This is a genomic window from Variovorax glacialis (assembly GCF_051216375.1).
Lineage (GTDB): Bacteria > Pseudomonadota > Gammaproteobacteria > Burkholderiales > Burkholderiaceae_C > Variovorax.
Genome location: NZ_JBPJZT010000008.1, coordinates 141,136 through 157,368 on the forward strand (window position 1 = coordinate 141,136; position 16,233 = coordinate 157,368).

Consider the following 16,233-nt stretch of genomic DNA (forward strand, 5'->3'; position numbering starts at 1 on the left):
CCGATAACTGCAGGAGACAACGACCATGAAGAAGACGAACACCCCCTCCGATTCACGCCGTGCCCTGCTGAAAGGCACGGGCCTCGCGCTCGCCGGTGCGGGCCTCTACGGCGTGGCGCCCTTCATGGGGCCCTGGAAGCACAACCGCGTGTGGGCGCAGGCCGCGCAGAAGAAGCCGCTGGTGATCGGGCTGACGATGGACACTTCCGGCATGTACGCAGCTTCCGGCGGCGAGGAGCGGCTGGGCGCGATGATGGCGATCAAGGAATTCAACGACAAGGGCGGCGTGCTGGGCCGGCGCATCGAGGCGATCCACATGGACACCGAGACCACGCCCGCGACCGGCTCGCGCATCGCCGAACGCATGATCACGCGCAACGAGGCCACCTTCCTCATCGGCGCGGTGCACTCGGGCGTGTCGAACGCGATCTCGCAGGTGGCGCAGAAGTACGGCACCGTCTTCCTCAACACCAATTCCAGTTCGCCGACCGAGGCCGGCAAGGATTGCCACCGCACCAAGTTCGTGTGGGACGGGAACGGCACCAACTTCTCCAATGCGATCGTCAAGAACGCCATCGCCGCGAGCGGCCGCAACTGGGTGCTGCTGACCAACGACTACGTCTGGGGCCACACGACCTCGAAGGCGACCCGCGACATCGTCGAGGCCAACGGCGGCAAGATCATCGACGAACTGCTCATCCCGCAGAACACGCGCGACTTCTCCTCCTACCTGCTGAAGCTGCAGCAGCTCAAGCCCAACGTGGTGGCGACCGCGGTCGGCGGCGACGACATCAAGGCGTTGCGCCAGCAGGTGGTGCAGCTCAAGCTCAACGAATCGATGGCCTGGATCAACAACCAGCAGGACTGGCCCGATGTCTACGGCCTGGGGCCGGAGGCGATCTTCGGGGTCTTCGGCACGACCTGGTACTACCGCCTCGACCTGCCGGGCGTGAAGGAATTCGTCGCCGCCTACCAGAAGCAGTACCCCGGCGTGGCGATCCGCGTGCCCGGCAACGTCTATCACAACACCTACATGGCGACGCGCGAACTGCTGCGCTGCACCGAGGAAGCCGGCACGACGCAGAACATCGCGGTCATCAAGAAGCTCGAAGGCCGGCAGATGAAGGCGGCGGACCGGCTGCAGCACTTCGACGCCTGGATGGACCCCGTCACGCACCAGTGCCAGCAGACCATCTACATGGCGAAGTACAACGACAAGCCGGCCGAGAAGGACGACATCTTCAGGATCATCACGCAGGCCAATCCGAAGGACGTGATGGATACGCAGGCGCAGACGGCCTGCAAGCTGGAGAGCTACGAGTCGACACCGAGCTACGACGTCTGAAGCCGGCGCCCGGACGCGATGGACTTTCTCATCCAGCTCCAGCCCCACTTGGTCAACGGCGTTTCGCTGGGCTTGCTGTTCGCGCTGATCGCGCTGGGCTTCATGCTGATCGTGGGGGTGATGGAGACCATCAATCTCGCGCACGGCTCGCTGTTCGCGCTGGGCATGTACGTGGCACTCTTCGTCGTCGCGCCGCAGCTCGGCATGTTCCCGGCCTTGCAGGCAGCGTACATGGCCTTGCCGATCGAGTTGCGCTACCTGTTCGCGCTGGTGCTGGCGCCGGTCTTCGTCGGCATCTTCGGGATGCTGCTGGAGCTGTGCATGCGGCGCACCTACGGGCGCGATCCGCTCTACGGCCTGCTGCTGACCTTCGGCGCGGCGCTGGTGATCGAGGAAGGCATCCGGCTGGTCTGGGGTTCGTCCGAGAAGCAGATCCCGCTGCCGCAGGCGATCTCGGGCGCGGTGATGATGGGCGACCTGATCTATTCGCGCTATCGCTTCTTCGCGAGCGCCTTCGCGGTGCTGATGATCTTCCTGCTGTGGCTCTTCCTGCAGAAGACGCCCTACGGCGCCATCATCAAGGCGGGCGCGCACGACAGCGAAATGGTGCGCGCGCTGGGCATCAACCTTTCGCGGCTGCGGCTGTTCGTCTTCGGGCTGGGCGTGGCGCTGGCGGCGATCGCGGGCGTGGTGATGGCGCCGATCTGGGGCGTGCGGCCGCACGTGGGCGTGGACGCGGTCGTGCCGGCCTTTCTCATCATCGTGCTCGGGGGCGTCGGCTCGCTCTGGGGCGCGGTGATCGCGGGGCTGATGGTGGGCATGGTCGTGGGACTGACCGGTGCGTATGCCTCGGAATGGTCGCTGATGTCGATGTACCTTCTGTTCATCGCGGTCGTCACCTTCCGCTCGCGCGGATTGTTCGGAAAGAAGAGCGTGCTCGATGCCTGAACTTCATGCGAAGCCCTTGCAGGGCAAGGTCGCCCTGGTCACCGGCGCGGCCGGCACGATGGGCTTGGCCGCCGCCAGGTTCCTGCTCGAGGACGGCTGCAGGGTGGCGCTCGTGGATGCCAACCGCGATCGGACCCTGGCGCTCGCGGAAGAACTGGGCGCCGACGCCCTGCCCTTCTGCTTCGACATCAGCGACGCGGGTGCGGTGCAAAGCGGCCACGCGCAGATCGTCGAAGCGATGGGGCCGGTCGACGTGCTGGTCAACAACGCGGGGATCCTGTCGAACAACAAGGCGGAAGCCACCGACGCATCGGAGTGGCGGCGCGTGCTGGCCGTGAACCTGGATGGCGCCTTCTACCTCTCGCAGCAGGTCATTCCTTCGATGAAGGCACGGCGCGCCGGCCGCATCATCAACACCTGCTCCCTGGCGGCGAAGACGGGCGGGCTCACGGCGGGCACGGCCTATTCGGTCTCCAAGGGGGCGCTGACCTCGCTGACTTTCTCGCTGGCGCGCGAACTGGCATCCTTCGGCGTCACCGCCAACGGCATTTCGCCGGCCTATGTGAAGACGCCCATGATCACCGAGCAACTGACCGAGCTCCAACGGCAAGCGCTGCTGAAGGACATTCCGGTCGGCCGCTTCTGCGAGCCGGAGGAGTTCGCGCACGTGGTGCGCTTCCTGGCGTCGCCGCTCTCCGGGTTCATCACCGGCGAGATCATCGATCTCAACGGCGGCCTGCTGATGGACTGAAGGCGCATGGACGAACTGGCCCCGCGCATCGATTTCGCCCACGAGCTGTCCGGCCTCTTCAGGCTCGACGGCAAGACGGTCTACCTCCCCGGCGGCTATGGCGGGATCGGCGAGGCCATCGCCTGGGCGATGGCGCTGGCCGGCGCCCGGGTGGCGGTGTCGGGGCGGGACGAAGCGAAGGCAAAGGCTTTGGCAGCGTCGCTCCGTGAGGCAGGCCACGAAGCACTGGGTCTCGCCATGGACGCGCATTCCGTGGCCGACATGCAGGCCTCGGTCGACGCCGTCGCTTCGCACTTCGGCAGGCTCGACGTGCTGATGAACTGCGTCGGCATCCAGCGCGAGCAAGGTGTGCTCGACGTCACCGAGGAGGCCTTCGACGAGGTCGTCCAGGTCAATCTCAAGGCCGCGATGTTCCTGGCACAGGCGGCCGCGCGCCACCAGATCGCCGGCGGGCGCGGCGGCGCGCAGGTGCATCTGCTCTCGGTGCGCTCCCAGCTTGGCCTGCGCGGACGCGGCTACTCGGCTTATGCGAGCAGCAAGGGCGGCCTGGTCATGCTGATCCGCCAGCACGCCGCCGAGCTGGCGCCGCACGGCATCACGGTCAACGGCGTCGCGCCGACCGTCGTGCGCACCGAAATGGCGCGCCACTGGCTCGCGAACCCCGAAACGAACAGGCAACTGACCGATCGCATCCCGCTCGGCCGGGTCGCCGACCCGAAGGATGTGGCGGGCGCGGCGGTGTTCTTCTGTGCCCCCGCGGCGGCTTTCGTGACCGGCCAGGTGCTCTACCTGGACGGCGGCATCAACGCCACGCAATGACGCGCACGCGCGGGCGCGTCCTTTTCTAGAATCACCCGGGGATTCGAAGCCGGACGCGTCGCTCCAGCGGCAGATCCGGAAGTCGCCCGCCTTATCCGGAATAAGCAACCAACCGGCCGCCAACCCGCATGGGGACTGGTGAATAAGCTTATCCGCATAAGGCGCGAACCAAAAAATAGTTTGTTTCCATAAGGCTCGCTCCTACATTCCTCGCTCCCCGTTGACGAGGCTGTGGACGCATTGCCTTCCAGCAACTGACACACGATGTACCAATACACAGATTTCGACCGCCAGTTCGTGCACCTGCGCGCGGCTCAATTCCGTGACCAGCTCGAACGCTGGCAAACGGGCAAGCTTGCGGAGGACGAGTTCCGTCCCCTGCGGCTGCAAAACGGCTGGTATGTGCAGCGCTATGCGCCGATGCTGCGCGTGGCCGTGCCCTACGGCGAATTGTCGAGTCGCCAACTGCGCGTTCTCGCCAAGATCGCGCGCGAGTACGACGAGCCCGAGGCCGAGGTCTACAAGACCGCCATCACGACCCAGGGCAAGCTCGGCTCGCACAAGCTGCCGACGCACTACGCGCATTTCACAACGCGCCAGAACGTGCAGTACAACTGGATCCCGCTGTCGAACTCGGCGGACGTGATGGACCTGCTGGCCTCGGTCGACATGCATGGCATCCAGACCAGCGGCAACTGCATCCGCAACATCACCAGCGACGAGCGCGCCGGCGTGGCGGTCGACGAGATCGCCGATCCGCGCCCCTTCGCCGAAATCATGCGGCAGTGGAGCACGCTGCACCCTGAATTCGCCTTCCTGCCGCGCAAGTTCAAGATCGCGATCACCGGCGCCAGGGAAGACCGCGCCGCCACGGGCTGGCACGACGTCGGGCTGCACCTCCTGAAGAACGACGCGGGCGAGCTGGGCTTCCGCGTGCAGGTGGGCGGCGGCATGGGCCGCACGCCGATCATCGGCACCGTGCTGCGCGAGTTCCTGCCGTGGAACCAGATCATGAATTACCTCGAAGCGGTGATCCGGGTCTACAACCGCTACGGCCGCCGAGACAACATCTACAAGGCGCGAATCAAGATCCTGGTCAAGGCCGAGGGCCAGCGCTACATCGACGACGTCGAGGCCGAGTACACGCAGATCATGGAGCACGACGGCGCGCCGCACACGGTGACGCAGGCCGAACTCGACCGCGTGAGCGCTTCGTTCGTGCCGCCGACGCTGGCGACCCGCGTGTTCCGCAGCGCCGAGGAAACCGACGCCGACCTGCGTGCGCAGGCCGCGGACGACGTGATGTTCGCCCGCTGGCTCGCGCGCAACGTGGCACCGCACAAAAATCCGGCGCTGCGCGCGGTCACGCTGTCCTTCAAGCGCCGGCTGCAGGCGCCCGGCGATGCCTCCGCCGACCAGCTCGACACGGCCGCCCTGCTGGCCGATCGATTCAGCGCCGGTGAAGCCCGCGTCACGCACGACCAGAACCTCCTGCTGCCCTGGGTGCATGCCGAAGACCTGCATGCCCTGTGGCTGGCTGCGCGCGAAGCCGGCTTCGCCAGCGCCAACGTGCACCTGCTGACCGACATGATCGCCTGCCCCGGCGGCGACTTCTGCGCGCTGGCGAACGCACGCTCGATCCCGATCGCCGAAGCCATTACCGAGCGCTACCAGGACCTGGACGAACTCGACGACCTCGGCGAGATCGACCTGCACATCAGCGGCTGCATCAATTCCTGCGGCCACCACCACAGCGGCCACATCGGCATCCTCGGCGTCGACAAGGACGGCAAGGAGTGGTACCAGGTCACCCTGGGCGGCTCCGACGGCTCCGCACTCAGCGGCGCGGCGCAGCCCGGCAAGGTGGTCGGCCCCTCCTTCTCGGCGGCCGAAGTGCCGGACGTGATCGAGGCAGTGCTCAACACCTACCGCGACACCCGGGAAACCGGAGAGACCTTCATCGACGCACTGCGACGTGTCGGCATCGAGCCCTTCAAGGCCGCCGCCAACGGTGCGCGCTTCAAGGTCGAGGAGGCCGCATGAACAAGACGCTTCGACTGATCGCTGCCGAAGACCACGTGGACAACGGCGACCCGAACGTCTTGCAACTGCCGAACGACGCCGACCCGCTGGCGATCGAGGTGTGCCTCGACGATGTGGAGCGCATCGACCTGGACTTCCCGAAGTTCACCGATGGCCGCGCCTTCAGCCAGGCCTTCCTGCTGCGCCGGCGCCTGGGTTTCAAGGGCGACATCCGGGCCACCGGCGACGTGCTGATCGACCAACTGGTGCAGATGCAGCGCACCGGCTTCTCGAGCGCCGTGCTGAAGGAAGGCGTCGACGCCTCCGCCGCGCAGCGCCAGTTCGACCGTTTCGCCGCCTTCTACCAAGGCGACGCGGTCCAAGCCACGCCGATCTTCAAGCGCGCCTGAACGCCCGCCGGTCGCCCCGCCCCACAGAAAACTTCGCAAATGAGCATCGATCTCGCACAAGTCAACGCCAAGCTCGGCCGCAACGCAGAAGGCCTCGTGGACTGGGCTATCGGCCTGGACCGGTCGGCCATCATCACCACCAATTTCCGGCCTTTCGAGGCGGTGATCCTGCACATGGTCACGCGTGCGAAGCCTGACGTGCCGGTGGTCTGGATGGACAACGGCTACAACACCGAGGCCACCTACCGCTTCGCCGACGAGGTGACGAAGCTGCTGAAGCTGGACCTGCGCATCTACGTGCCCCGGCGCTCGCGCGCGCATCGCGAAGCCGTGGAAGGCCCGACACCGGCGCTCGACGATCCGCGGCACGCCGCCTTCACCGAGGAGGTGAAGCTGGAGCCCTTCGCACGCGCGCTGCGCGAGACGGCGCCGCAGGTCTGGTTCACCGCGCTGCGGGCCACCGACACCGCCGTGCGCGCGCAAATGGACCCGGTCAGCATCAATCCCGATGGCCTGATCAAGGTCGCACCGCTGCTGCACTGGTCGTCGAAGGACCTGTACGAGTATTGCCAGGCGCATGGCCTGCCCAACAACTTCGACTACCTCGACCCGACCAAGGGCGAGGACAACCGGGAATGCGGTCTGCACCTCGCGCACTGATGTCCCACGCCGCATCCGCCCCACACATTGAGCGCCCCACTTCCATGAACGCCCGTACCGACACCGACCTGCTGCTGCAACCCACATCGCAGTCGCTTGCGCGCCTTTCCAACACGCAGCTCGACGCGCTGGAAGAGGAAACCATCTTCATCCTGCGGGAAGTCGCCGCCTCCTTCGAGCGGCCGACGCTGCTGTTCTCGGGCGGCAAGGATTCGCTGGTCCTGCTCAAGTGCGCGGAGAAAGCCTTCGGCGTCGGCCGCATACCCTACCCGCTGCTGATGATCGACACCGGCCACAACTTCCCCGAAGTGACGGCCTTCCGCGATGCGCGCGCCAGGGAACTCGGCGCCGAACTGATCGTGCGCAATGTCGAGGATTCGATGAAGCGCGGCACGGTGCGCCTGGCGCACCCGGACGAATCGCGCAACGTTCACCAGTCGGTCACGCTGCTGGAAGCCATCGAGGAGTTCCGCTTCGATGCGCTGATCGGCGGCGCCCGCCGCGACGAGGAGAAGGCGCGCGCCAAGGAACGCATCTTTTCGCACCGCGACAGCTTCGGCCAATGGCAGCCCAAGGACCAGCGGCCGGAACTGTGGACGCTGTTCAATACCCGTCTGGCGCCGGGCGAGCATTTCCGCGTGTTCCCGATCTCGAACTGGACCGAACTCGATGTCTGGCAATACATCGAGCGCGAGAACATTGCCCTGCCTTCGATCTACTACACCCACAAGCGCGAAGTGGTCGAGCGCCGCGGCTTGCTGGTGCCGGTGACCGAACTGACGCCGCCGCGCGATGGCGAACAGATCCAGGTGCGCGACGTGCGCTTCCGCACGGTTGGCGACATCACCTGCACCTGCCCGGTGGACAGTCTTGCCGCCGATGCCGGAGACGTGGTGATCGAGACGCTGGCGGCTGACGTCAGCGAACGCGGCGCGACGCGGATGGACGACAAGACGTCCGAAGCCTCGATGGAAAAGCGCAAGAAAGACGGGTACTTTTGACTCGCCCCCAGGCTTGCCCACTTCGTGTGGCCGCCTACCCCCGGCCGGGGGCAACACCGGCGAACCGGCGGAGCCGGTCCGCGGTGTTTCTGGAATTGGGGCGCATCGCCCTTGATGAATGAGATTTTTATGACTATTGCGACTGCTGCTTCCACTGGAATTCATGCTGCCGAGACGGGCGCTGCGCTGCGCTTCATCACCTGCGGCAGCGTCGACGACGGCAAGAGCACGCTGATCGGGCGTCTGCTGGTCGACAGCAAGACGGTGCTGCAGGATCAGCTGGCCGGGGTGCAGCGCGGCGGGGAGACTGATCTGGCGCTGCTGACGGACGGGCTGTCGGCGGAGCGTGAACAGGGGATCACGATCGATGTGGCCTACCGCTATTTCTCGACGGCGCATCGCAAGTTCGTGATTGGCGATGCACCCGGCCACGAGCAGTACACGCGCAACATGGTCACGGCCGCTTCGAGCGCCGATGCGGCGGTGGTGCTGGTTGACGCGACCAAGCTGGCATGGGCCGCCGAATGCGGTGATGGTGAAGTCGTGCGGCGCGAGCTGCTGCCGCAGACGCGCCGGCATACGCTGCTGTGCCATCTCCTGCGCGTGCAGTCGATCGTGTTCGCGGTGAACAAGCTCGATGCCATTGACGATGCCGAACTGGCTTTCGAGCGCATCTCCGAGGCGCTCGCGAACTTCGCGGAAGCCGCTGGCGTACAGGTCGCGGCCACGGTGCCGATCTCGGCGCTCAAGGGCTGGAATGTCGCTTCGCGGCACCCTGATTGGGCCGGTTACGAGGGCCCGAGCCTGCTCGAATTGCTGGAGCAACTGCCGGTGACGGCGCAGGACGAGGCCGTGCCATTTGCCTTTCCGGTGCAATGGGTGGAGAAGTTCTCCGCCTCGGCCGACACATCGCGCGGCCGGCGGGTGTTCTGGGGCCGCGTTGCCAGCGGGCACGTCGAACCCGGCCAGCGCGTGACCGTGCTGCCGAGCAACCAGACGGCCACCGTGGCGCAGGTGCTGAGCCACACGCGCCAACCCAAGGCCGTGCATGCGGGCCACAGCGCCGGCATCGTGCTGGACCGTGAGCTCGACGTCTCGCGCGGCGACTGGCTGCTGGAACCCGGCGCCTTCGAGCCGGCGCGCGAGATCACGGCCACCATCGCCTGGCTCGACGACGAGCCGCTCGTGGCGGGCCGCGTCTACTGGGCGCTGCAGGGGCATCGCTGGGTCAAGGCCAAGGTGGCGCGGATCGTGGATCGCGTCAACATCACGACCCTGGATTCCGAGCCGGCCGACCAGCTCGAAGCCAATGCGATCGGCGACGTGGTGCTCAGCCTGCAGCAGCCGCTGGCCGTGCTGCCCTTCACCCAATCGCGCACGCTGGGCTCGCTAATCCTCGTCGACACGGCCTCCCACAGGACCTCCGCCGCCGTGCTGGTGCGGCCTGCGGCCACAAAGCCCTAAAATTCGGGGTTTTCCCGATCATCCTCCCGCCAGCCAAGAAGAACCATGACCCACGTCGTCTCCGAATCCTGCATCCGCTGCAAATACACCGATTGCGTCGACGTGTGTCCCGTCGACTGCTTCCGTGAAGGGCCGAACATGCTGGTGATCGACCCGGACGAGTGCATCGATTGCGCGGTGTGCATTCCCGAATGCCCGGTCAACGCGATCTACGCGGAGGAAGACCTGCCGGCCAACCAGCTGGCCTTCATCAAGATCAACGCCGAGCTGGCCGTGGCCGATGGCTGGAAGAGCATCACCAAGCGCAAGCCGGCGCTGCCCGATGCGGACGAGTGGAAAGACAAGACCGACAAGGTCTCGGAGTTGGTGCGCTGAGCACGACCCCTGCATCCCCCATCGAAACCGACGCGCTGATCATCGGCGCGGGCCCGGTGGGGCTGTTCCAGGCCTTCCAGCTCGGCCTGCTTGAAATCTCCTGCCACATCGTCGACGCCCTGCCCCGTGTCGGCGGCCAGTGCGTCGAGCTGTATGGCGACAAGCCGATCTACGACATCCCCGGCACGCCGGTGACCACCGGGCGCGGCCTCGTAGAGTCGCTGCAGCGGCAGATCGCGCCCTTCAAGCCGCAATTCCATCTCAACGAGCAGGTCGCGACGCTCGCCCGTCAGGACGATGGGCGCCTTCTGCTGGGAACCAACGAGGGTACCGTTTTCCTCGCCAGGACCGTGTTCATCGCCGCGGGCGTGGGCGCATTCGTGCCGAAGCGCATCCCGGTCGAAGGCATCGAGCGGCTGGAAGGAAGCCGGCTTTTCTATCACCCCGACGCGCTCGGTCGCTTTGCCGGACAGACGGTGGTCGTCAACGGCGGCGACGACGCGGCGCTCGATACTGCGCTGGCGCTCGTACCCATCGCGAAACAGGTCACGCTGCTGCACCGGCGCGATGTCTTCCAGGCCGATGACGCCACTGTCGCGGCTTTGCGGGAGCAGATCACCGCAGGAACGGTGCGCTTGGCCGTTGGGCAGCCGGTCGCGTGCGACGACGCCGGACTGCAGATCGCAACGCCCGATGCGCAAACCGTCTCGTTGCCCTTCGATTCGCTGATCGGCTGCCTGGGAATTTCGCCTCGCCTGGGCGCCATTGCCGAATGGGGCCTCGATCTCGTGCGCAAGCAGGTGCCGGTCGACACCGAGAAGTACGAAACGCGCGAGCGCGGCGTCTTCGCTGTCGGCGACATCAACACCTACCCGGGCAAGAAGAAGCTGATCGTCTGTGGCTTCCATGAAGCCACGCTGGCCGCCTGGGGCGCGACCGCCATCGTGTTCCCCGACAAGTCGATCCCGCTGCAATACACGACGACCAGCACCCGGCTGCATGCGCTGCTTGGCGTCAAGCACTGATCGTGGCTTGGGCACGGCCGCACGTACGCGACACGTTGCGATCCTGAACGAGACGTGAATATCCAGTTCACGCTCGCGACATTGCTCGAGCCTAGGATTCTTGCCATGCAGGCGCTGAACATCTCCCTCTTTCAATGGCTGGCCGCGGGCTCCACGCCTAATCCACAACTCCTGTGGATCGCATCGGTCCTGGCCGAAAGGGGCCCATGGGTTTGCGTTGCAATCATGGCGTGGATCGCATGGCGCAAACCCACGCAACGCGCCTATTGCATGGGGACGCTGGTCGCAGCCGCCGTCACCGCGCTCGCCGCCCACACGTTGGCGAGCGCCATCGACTCGCCGCGCCCCTTCATGCTCGGGCTGAGCCCCGCGCACATCGTGCACGGCGCCCGCGGCTCGATGCCAAGTGCGCATGCGTCGGTGATGTTCGCGGTCGCCCTGATCTTTTGCATCCGCCCTCCCCTGCGCAAGGCGGGGCTTGCGATGCTCGTCGTTGCCGCTGCCACCGGCTGGGCGCGCATCTACGTGGGCGTTCATTTCCCGTTCGACATCCTGGGCGGCCTCCTGTTGGCGGTCGTGATCACGACCCTGTTCTGGGTGCTTTTGCGCCTGACCCAGCGCATGGTGGTTTCGCGGCTCGATCGCGTCGATCCAGAAGCCTCCCTTCAGCCGAGGGCGCCGGCCGAGGCCAGCGCCGCGCCTCTCGAGCCACCGAGCATCGCGCGCCACGCCTGATTTCCCGCTGGCCACGCGCCGCAGCCTTCGCGGCTGCGCCGCTCTACAATCCAGACTGCTTCGCCAGATTGAAGCAACGCTAGGGGTGCCGACCCGCGACTCGTTCGCCGGCAGGCTGAGAGAGTCCCTTTGAACCTGACTGAGGTAATCCTCGCGCAGGGAAGCTGGTCCGGCGGCCGCCACGTTTTCTCGCGTGCCGGTCCCACCGCCGGGCCTCGCCCACCTGCCAAACAATTTGCACTGGAGCAAATGGATGGCAAACACACAAATCGATCCCGCGCCCTTGGGTGCCAACGAGGCGCTGACGCCGCTGCGTGAGGCCGGCCGCGTCTTCCGATGGCACGACCACATGGCGCTTTGGTTCAGCCTCGGTGTCGGCCTGCTGGTGATGCAGATCGGCGCCTACCTGGTACCGGCGGTCGGCACGCGCGATGCCGTCCTCGCCATCGTGCTGGGCTCGTGCATCGGCGCGGGCCTGCTGGCATGGACCGCGCGCCTGGGCTGCGAAAGCGGCCTCGCCAGCGCGGGCCTGATGCACGCCACCTACGGCAGCGCATTCGCCCGGCTTCCCGTGGTGCTCAACATCGTTCAACTGATCGGCTGGACCACTTTCGAAATCGTGATCATGCGCGAGGGCACCCAGGCCATCGGCCGGCAGGCCTTCGGTTGGTCGCTCGACGGCAACCTGGGCTCGCTGCTGACGACCCTGCTCTGGGGCGCCGTCCTGCTCGCCTTGCTGGCGGGTTCCATGGTCAAGCTGGTCCGGCGCTTCGTCAGCCGATTCGGGCTGCCGCTGGTGGTGCTCTCGCTCATCTGGCTGACCTGGCAGTTCGCAACGCGGCTGCATGCCAAGGGCCTGGAAGCCTTCTGGACGCGACCGGGCGACGGCAGCATGGGCATGTTCGGCGCGCTCGATCTGGTGATCGCGATGCCTGTCTCGTGGCTGCCGCTCGTGGCCGACTATGCGCGTCACGGCAAGCGCAGCGCGGGCGGCCTGGGGAGCGCCTTCAGCGGCACCTGGGTCGGCTACGTGGTCGCCAACATCTGGTGCTATGCACTGGGCGTGATGGTGGTGAGCGTCGCGGAGCCAGGCACGGACCTGGTTACGGCGCTCCTGCTGGCGCAGGGCGGGCTGGTCGCGTTGGGCCTGATCCTGATCGACGAACTCGACAATGCCTACGGCGATGTCTATTCAGGCTCGGTTTCGTCCCACAGCCTGCAGCCGCGCTGGAGCGTGCGTCGCTGGGGCCTGATGCTCGCCGTGGTCTGCATCGCCTTGGCGTTGGTGCTGCCGATGCACTCGCTCGAACCCTTCCTGCTGCTGCTGAGTTCGGTGTTCGTTCCGCTCTACGGCGTGATCCTCGGCCGGTTGGGCACGGGCAGCGGTGTCGCGACCGTGGGGGCGCGGCGCGTGGACCTCGCCGCCGCCGCCATCTGGATCGGCGGCATCGCGATCTACCACGCCTGCGCCGCTTGGGCGCCTCAGTGGGGCTCGGCGCTGCCGACCCTGGCGATCACTTTCGTGCTGGCGCTGGTCACGCGTCCGTCGACGGCAGGCGGACCATCGGCACTGGCGCAAAGCCGTGGTTGAGAGGTCCGTGGCCCGCACCGACCTTCACATCCGCGCCCGCCGCCATGGCGGCGACCACGTAGCCGCGCGCGCGTTCCACGGCCTGCGGCAGGTCGTAGCCGAGCGCCAGGTGCGCAGCAATGGCCGACGACAGCGTGCAGCCAGTGCCATGGAGATTGCGGCTGGCGATGCGCGTGGACGCGAGGCACAGGCGTTCGCCGTTCGCCTCGGCCAGCAGATCGACCACATCGTCGCCGGGCAGGTGTCCACCCTTGAGCAGGACGGCATTCGCGCCCAGGGCCAGCAGTTCGCTTGCGGCATCGTCCAGCGCATCGACACCGTCGATGGCATGGCCGATCAGCAACGCCGCCTCGTCCAGGTTGGGCGTCACCACCACCGCACGCGGAAAGAGTTCGCGCACAAGGCCCTGGACGGTTTCCGCTGCGATCAGCCTGTCGCCGCTGGTGGCGACCATCACCGGGTCGAGCACCACGTTCGGCAGCTTGTAGTGGTCGATGGCCCATGCGACGACTTCGACGATCTCCGGCGCATGCAGCATGCCCAGCTTGACGGCATCGACGCCGATGTCCTCGACCACGGCCTGGATCTGCGACTTGAGGAAGGCCGGTGGTACGCCATGAATGCCCCTGACGCCGAGCGTGTTCTGCGCGGTGAGCGCGGTGATGGCCGTCATGCCGTAGCAGCCCAGCGCCGCGAAAGTCTTGAGATCGGCCTGGATGCCGGCGCCGCCGCCGCTGTCGGAACCTGCGATCGAGAGCACACGGGCGTAGCGGGAAATTGCATGAGTCATGGGGGCGAGCTTACCCCCAGCCTCGCCCACTTCGTGTGGCTCGGACACCCCCTCTCCAGGGGGCAATACCGGCGGCCCGGCAAAGCCGGTTCCGCGGTATTCCTGAGCTGGGGTGCGCTCCCTTTTCGCGTTGCGTTTGGGGCCCGTCATGAGTAGGGCCGTCGATCTTCCGTTTCGGTCTGCCGCGATCCTTGGCGGCGGGCTCATGGGGCGGCTGCTTGCGGTGACGTTGGCGCAAGCCGGGTGCAACGTGGACCTGTACGAAGCGGCCGGTCCGGAGGCCGAAGGCGCAGCTGCTCGCGTCGCTGCAGCCATGCTGGCGCCGTTGGCCGAGTCCGCCGTGGCACCGCCTTCCGTGGCGCGGATGGGCCATCACGCGCTGGATCGCTGGCCGGCGTTGATTGCATCGCTGGCAGCTCCGGTCTTCTTCCAGCGTGAAGGCACGCTGGTGGTGTGGCATCGGCAGGATGCGTCGGAGGCTGCGCGCCTGGCGCGTGTGCTTGCCCGTACTGGCGAGGTCGTGCCGGAACTGCCTGCCATGAAGTCGCTCGATGCGGCCGGCATCGCGGCGCTGGAGCCCGCTCTTGGCCAACGTTTCGCACGGGGGCTGCTGTTGCCGGATGAGGGGCAACTCGACAATCGCGCGCTGCTCGCGGCGCTGCTCGCCACGCTTCAGGCGATGCCGGGGGTTCGGCTGCATTGGCAATCGCCGCGGTCCATTGACGATTTCGCGCCTGGCACGCCCGGGCATCCCGAGCGCGTGATCGACTGCCGCGGCCTTGGCGCTCGCCCGCAGTGGAATGCGCTGCGGGGCGTGCGTGGCGAAGTCATCCGCGTGCATGCGCCGGAGGTGGACTTGCAGCGACCGACGCGCCTCGTGCATCCGCGCTACCCGCTCTACATCGCACCGAAGCCGGATCATCTGTTCGTGATCGGCGCGACGGAAATCGAGTCGGACGACATGTCGCCGGCCAGCGTGCGCTCGACGCTCGAACTGCTCAGCGCCGCATACGCCGTGCACAGCGGCTTCGCCGAAGCGCGCATCGTGGAAATCGCGACGCAATGCCGGCCGACCCTGCCCGACAACCTGCCCGCCATTCGGCAACCTCGGCCGGGCGTGATGCAGATCAACGGCCTCTACCGGCACGGCTTCATGATCGCGCCGGCCGTCCTCGACGTCGCCATGGAGCTGCTCGCGACCGGACACTCCACGCTCGCGAGCCGCTTCGACATGGCGACCCGCCTGGAGACCACAACGCCATGAACATCCTGATCAACGACGAGCCCTACACCTTGCCCCCAGAGGCGAAGCTCTCCGACGCGCTCGCCCTCGTCAACGCGACGCCGCCTTATGCCGCGGCGGTCAATCGCCAGTTCGTGCCGAGGTCGAACTACGCCTCGCACCCGCTTCAGCCCGATGACCGCATCGAAGTGATCCGCCCCGTGACCGGCGGCTAGACAACCGGATTTGCCATGACCACTGCCCCCACCTCCGACCCGCTCGTCCTCTACGGCCAGACCTTCCAGAGCCGCCTGCTGCTCGGCACGGCACGCTACCCATCGCCCGACGTTCTCGAGGCCGCCGTTCGCCGCGCCAAGCCTGCGATGCTGACTGCCTCGCTGCGCCGCCAGACCGCGACGCCCAACGCGTCCGCCAACGACAACGGTTTCTGGGACCTGCTGCGACGTCTCGACGTTCCAGTGCTGCCGAACACCGCCGGCTGCCATAGCGTCCAGGAAGTGATCGCCACCGCGCAGATGGCGCGCGAGCTCTTCGATACGCCCTGGATCAAGCTTGAACTGATCGGCGACGACTACACCCTGCAGCCGGACACTCTGAACCTCGTCGACGCCGCATCGCAGTTGATCCGCGACGGCTTCCAGGTGCTGCCCTACTGCACCGAGGACCTGGTGCTGTGCCAGCGCCTGGTCGACGTCGGCTGCCAGGCGGTGATGCCATGGGCCGCACCGATCGGCACCGGACGCGGACCCGTCAATCCCTACGCGCTGCAGGTGCTGCGCGAGCGGTTGTCGGTGCCCCTGCTGGTCGACGCAGGACTGGGCCTCCCCTCGCACGCCTGCCAGGTCATGGAGTGGGGCTACGACGGGGTTCTGCTCAACACGGCCGTTGCCCTGGCGCAGGACCCGGTCGCGATGGCCGGCGCTTTCGCGGATGCGGTGCAGGCGGGCCGCGAGGCGCATCGCGCCGGAGCGATGGCGGCCCAGGATTCGGCCCAGCCCAGCACGCCGGTTCTCGGCACGCCGTTCTGGCATCACGCTTCGTCGCAATGACCGAC

17 protein-coding genes are annotated in these 16,233 nt (G+C 66.8%); 16 read left to right on the forward strand and 1 reads right to left on the reverse strand.

Going from position 1 to position 16,233, the window contains the following annotated elements; genetic code table 11:
- Positions 1–25: 25 nt before the first annotated feature.
- The 13 genes from ACSFBL_RS21700 to ACSFBL_RS21760 all read left to right on the forward strand — a co-directional run bounded on the left by ACSFBL_RS21700 (position 26) and on the right by ACSFBL_RS21760 (position 13,146).
- The gene (locus ACSFBL_RS21700) at positions 26–1,345 is read left to right on the forward strand and encodes an ABC transporter substrate-binding protein (RefSeq protein ID WP_435517891.1); all 1,320 of its coding nucleotides are present in this window, start codon (positions 26–28) and stop codon (positions 1,343–1,345) included.
- A gap of 18 nt (positions 1,346–1,363) precedes the next feature.
- Positions 1,364–2,293 (forward strand): branched-chain amino acid ABC transporter permease, encoded by a 930-nt coding sequence (locus ACSFBL_RS21705; RefSeq protein WP_435517892.1) that lies wholly within the window; start codon positions 1,364–1,366, stop codon positions 2,291–2,293.
- A complete protein-coding gene (locus ACSFBL_RS21710; protein WP_435517893.1) occupies positions 2,286–3,044 on the forward strand; it encodes an SDR family NAD(P)-dependent oxidoreductase in 759 nt (252 codons plus the stop codon). Before ACSFBL_RS21705 ends, ACSFBL_RS21710 begins: the two co-directional genes overlap by 8 nt.
- A 6-nt stretch (positions 3,045–3,050) precedes the next feature.
- Complete coding sequence (locus ACSFBL_RS21715) at positions 3,051–3,863, forward strand: SDR family NAD(P)-dependent oxidoreductase (RefSeq protein ID WP_435517894.1); 813 nt, start codon at positions 3,051–3,053, stop codon at positions 3,861–3,863.
- A gap of 264 nt (positions 3,864–4,127) precedes the next feature.
- On the forward strand, positions 4,128–5,906 hold the full coding sequence (locus ACSFBL_RS21720; protein ID WP_435517895.1) for a nitrite/sulfite reductase: 1,779 nt from the start codon (positions 4,128–4,130) through the stop codon (positions 5,904–5,906).
- The gene (locus tag ACSFBL_RS21725) at positions 5,903–6,295 is read left to right on the forward strand and encodes a DUF934 domain-containing protein (RefSeq protein WP_435517896.1); all 393 of its coding nucleotides are present in this window, start codon (positions 5,903–5,905) and stop codon (positions 6,293–6,295) included. Before ACSFBL_RS21720 ends, ACSFBL_RS21725 begins: the two co-directional genes overlap by 4 nt.
- 39 nt (positions 6,296–6,334) lie before the next feature.
- Entirely contained in the window at positions 6,335–6,955 is a 621-nt protein-coding gene (locus tag ACSFBL_RS21730; RefSeq protein ID WP_435517897.1) for a phosphoadenosine phosphosulfate reductase domain-containing protein, read from the forward strand.
- Positions 6,956–6,999: 44 nt separating this feature from the next.
- Positions 7,000–7,956 (forward strand): sulfate adenylyltransferase subunit CysD, encoded by a 957-nt coding sequence (cysD, locus tag ACSFBL_RS21735; protein WP_435517898.1) that lies wholly within the window; start codon positions 7,000–7,002, stop codon positions 7,954–7,956.
- Positions 7,957–8,070: 114 nt separating this feature from the next.
- On the forward strand, positions 8,071–9,420 hold the full coding sequence (locus ACSFBL_RS21740) for a sulfate adenylyltransferase subunit 1 (RefSeq protein ID WP_435517899.1): 1,350 nt from the start codon (positions 8,071–8,073) through the stop codon (positions 9,418–9,420).
- A gap of 45 nt (positions 9,421–9,465) precedes the next feature.
- Positions 9,466–9,795 carry a ferredoxin FdxA gene (fdxA, locus tag ACSFBL_RS21745; protein WP_435517900.1) on the forward strand — a complete coding sequence of 110 codons (330 nt, stop codon included), beginning with the start codon at positions 9,466–9,468 and terminating at the stop codon, positions 9,793–9,795.
- Positions 9,753–10,820, forward strand: coding sequence for an NAD(P)/FAD-dependent oxidoreductase (locus ACSFBL_RS21750; protein ID WP_435517901.1), 1,068 nt, complete (start codon positions 9,753–9,755; stop codon positions 10,818–10,820). The genes fdxA and ACSFBL_RS21750 overlap by 43 nt, the downstream gene beginning before the upstream one ends.
- Before the next feature lie 54 nt (positions 10,821–10,874).
- Positions 10,875–11,555 carry a phosphatase PAP2 family protein gene (locus ACSFBL_RS21755; protein ID WP_435517902.1) on the forward strand — a complete coding sequence of 227 codons (681 nt, stop codon included), beginning with the start codon at positions 10,875–10,877 and terminating at the stop codon, positions 11,553–11,555.
- A gap of 253 nt (positions 11,556–11,808) precedes the next feature.
- Positions 11,809–13,146 carry a purine-cytosine permease family protein gene (locus ACSFBL_RS21760; protein ID WP_435517903.1) on the forward strand — a complete coding sequence of 446 codons (1,338 nt, stop codon included), beginning with the start codon at positions 11,809–11,811 and terminating at the stop codon, positions 13,144–13,146.
- On the opposite strand, the gene thiD is transcribed toward ACSFBL_RS21760, so the two are convergent.
- Entirely contained in the window at positions 13,091–13,936 is an 846-nt protein-coding gene (gene thiD, locus ACSFBL_RS21765; protein WP_435517904.1) for a bifunctional hydroxymethylpyrimidine kinase/phosphomethylpyrimidine kinase, read from the reverse strand. The genes ACSFBL_RS21760 and thiD overlap by 56 nt on opposite strands.
- Before the next feature lie 148 nt (positions 13,937–14,084).
- Here thiD and ACSFBL_RS21770 point away from each other — a divergent pair, with 148 nt between their 5' ends.
- From ACSFBL_RS21770 to ACSFBL_RS21780, 3 genes are read left to right on the forward strand one after another with little or no spacing between them, the layout of a single operon-like run.
- A complete protein-coding gene (locus tag ACSFBL_RS21770) occupies positions 14,085–15,200 on the forward strand; it encodes an FAD-dependent oxidoreductase (RefSeq protein WP_435517905.1) in 1,116 nt (371 codons plus the stop codon).
- The gene (gene thiS / locus ACSFBL_RS21775; protein WP_435517906.1) at positions 15,197–15,394 is read left to right on the forward strand and encodes a sulfur carrier protein ThiS; all 198 of its coding nucleotides are present in this window, start codon (positions 15,197–15,199) and stop codon (positions 15,392–15,394) included. Before ACSFBL_RS21770 ends, thiS begins: the two co-directional genes overlap by 4 nt.
- A 15-nt stretch (positions 15,395–15,409) precedes the next feature.
- A complete protein-coding gene (locus tag ACSFBL_RS21780) occupies positions 15,410–16,228 on the forward strand; it encodes a thiazole synthase (protein WP_435517907.1) in 819 nt (272 codons plus the stop codon).
- Positions 16,229–16,233: the final 5 nt, after the last annotated feature.

Bases quoted from the DNA above. Each gene is read 5' to 3' on its own strand.
- ACSFBL_RS21725 (WP_435517896.1), top strand. From the start codon at position 5,903: ATGAACAAGACGCTTCGACTGATCGCTGCCGAAGACCACGTGGACAAC.
- ACSFBL_RS21780 (WP_435517907.1), top strand. From the start codon at position 15,410: ATGACCACTGCCCCCACCTCCGACCCGCTCGTCCTCTACGGCCAGACC.
- ACSFBL_RS21730 (WP_435517897.1), top strand. From the start codon at position 6,335: ATGAGCATCGATCTCGCACAAGTCAACGCCAAGCTCGGCCGCAACGCA.
- ACSFBL_RS21770 (WP_435517905.1), top strand. From the start codon at position 14,085: ATGAGTAGGGCCGTCGATCTTCCGTTTCGGTCTGCCGCGATCCTTGGC.
- ACSFBL_RS21705 (WP_435517892.1), top strand. From the start codon at position 1,364: ATGGACTTTCTCATCCAGCTCCAGCCCCACTTGGTCAACGGCGTTTCG.
- ACSFBL_RS21700 (WP_435517891.1), top strand. From the start codon at position 26: ATGAAGAAGACGAACACCCCCTCCGATTCACGCCGTGCCCTGCTGAAA.
- ACSFBL_RS21760 (WP_435517903.1), top strand. From the start codon at position 11,809: ATGGCAAACACACAAATCGATCCCGCGCCCTTGGGTGCCAACGAGGCG.
- thiS (WP_435517906.1), top strand. From the start codon at position 15,197: ATGAACATCCTGATCAACGACGAGCCCTACACCTTGCCCCCAGAGGCG.
- ACSFBL_RS21715 (WP_435517894.1), top strand. From the start codon at position 3,051: ATGGACGAACTGGCCCCGCGCATCGATTTCGCCCACGAGCTGTCCGGC.
- ACSFBL_RS21740 (WP_435517899.1), top strand. From the start codon at position 8,071: ATGAATGAGATTTTTATGACTATTGCGACTGCTGCTTCCACTGGAATT.
- cysD (WP_435517898.1), top strand. From the start codon at position 7,000: ATGAACGCCCGTACCGACACCGACCTGCTGCTGCAACCCACATCGCAG.
- thiD (WP_435517904.1), bottom strand. From the start codon at position 13,936: ATGACTCATGCAATTTCCCGCTACGCCCGTGTGCTCTCGATCGCAGGT.
- ACSFBL_RS21720 (WP_435517895.1), top strand. From the start codon at position 4,128: ATGTACCAATACACAGATTTCGACCGCCAGTTCGTGCACCTGCGCGCG.
- ACSFBL_RS21710 (WP_435517893.1), top strand. From the start codon at position 2,286: ATGCCTGAACTTCATGCGAAGCCCTTGCAGGGCAAGGTCGCCCTGGTC.
- fdxA (WP_435517900.1), top strand. From the start codon at position 9,466: ATGACCCACGTCGTCTCCGAATCCTGCATCCGCTGCAAATACACCGAT.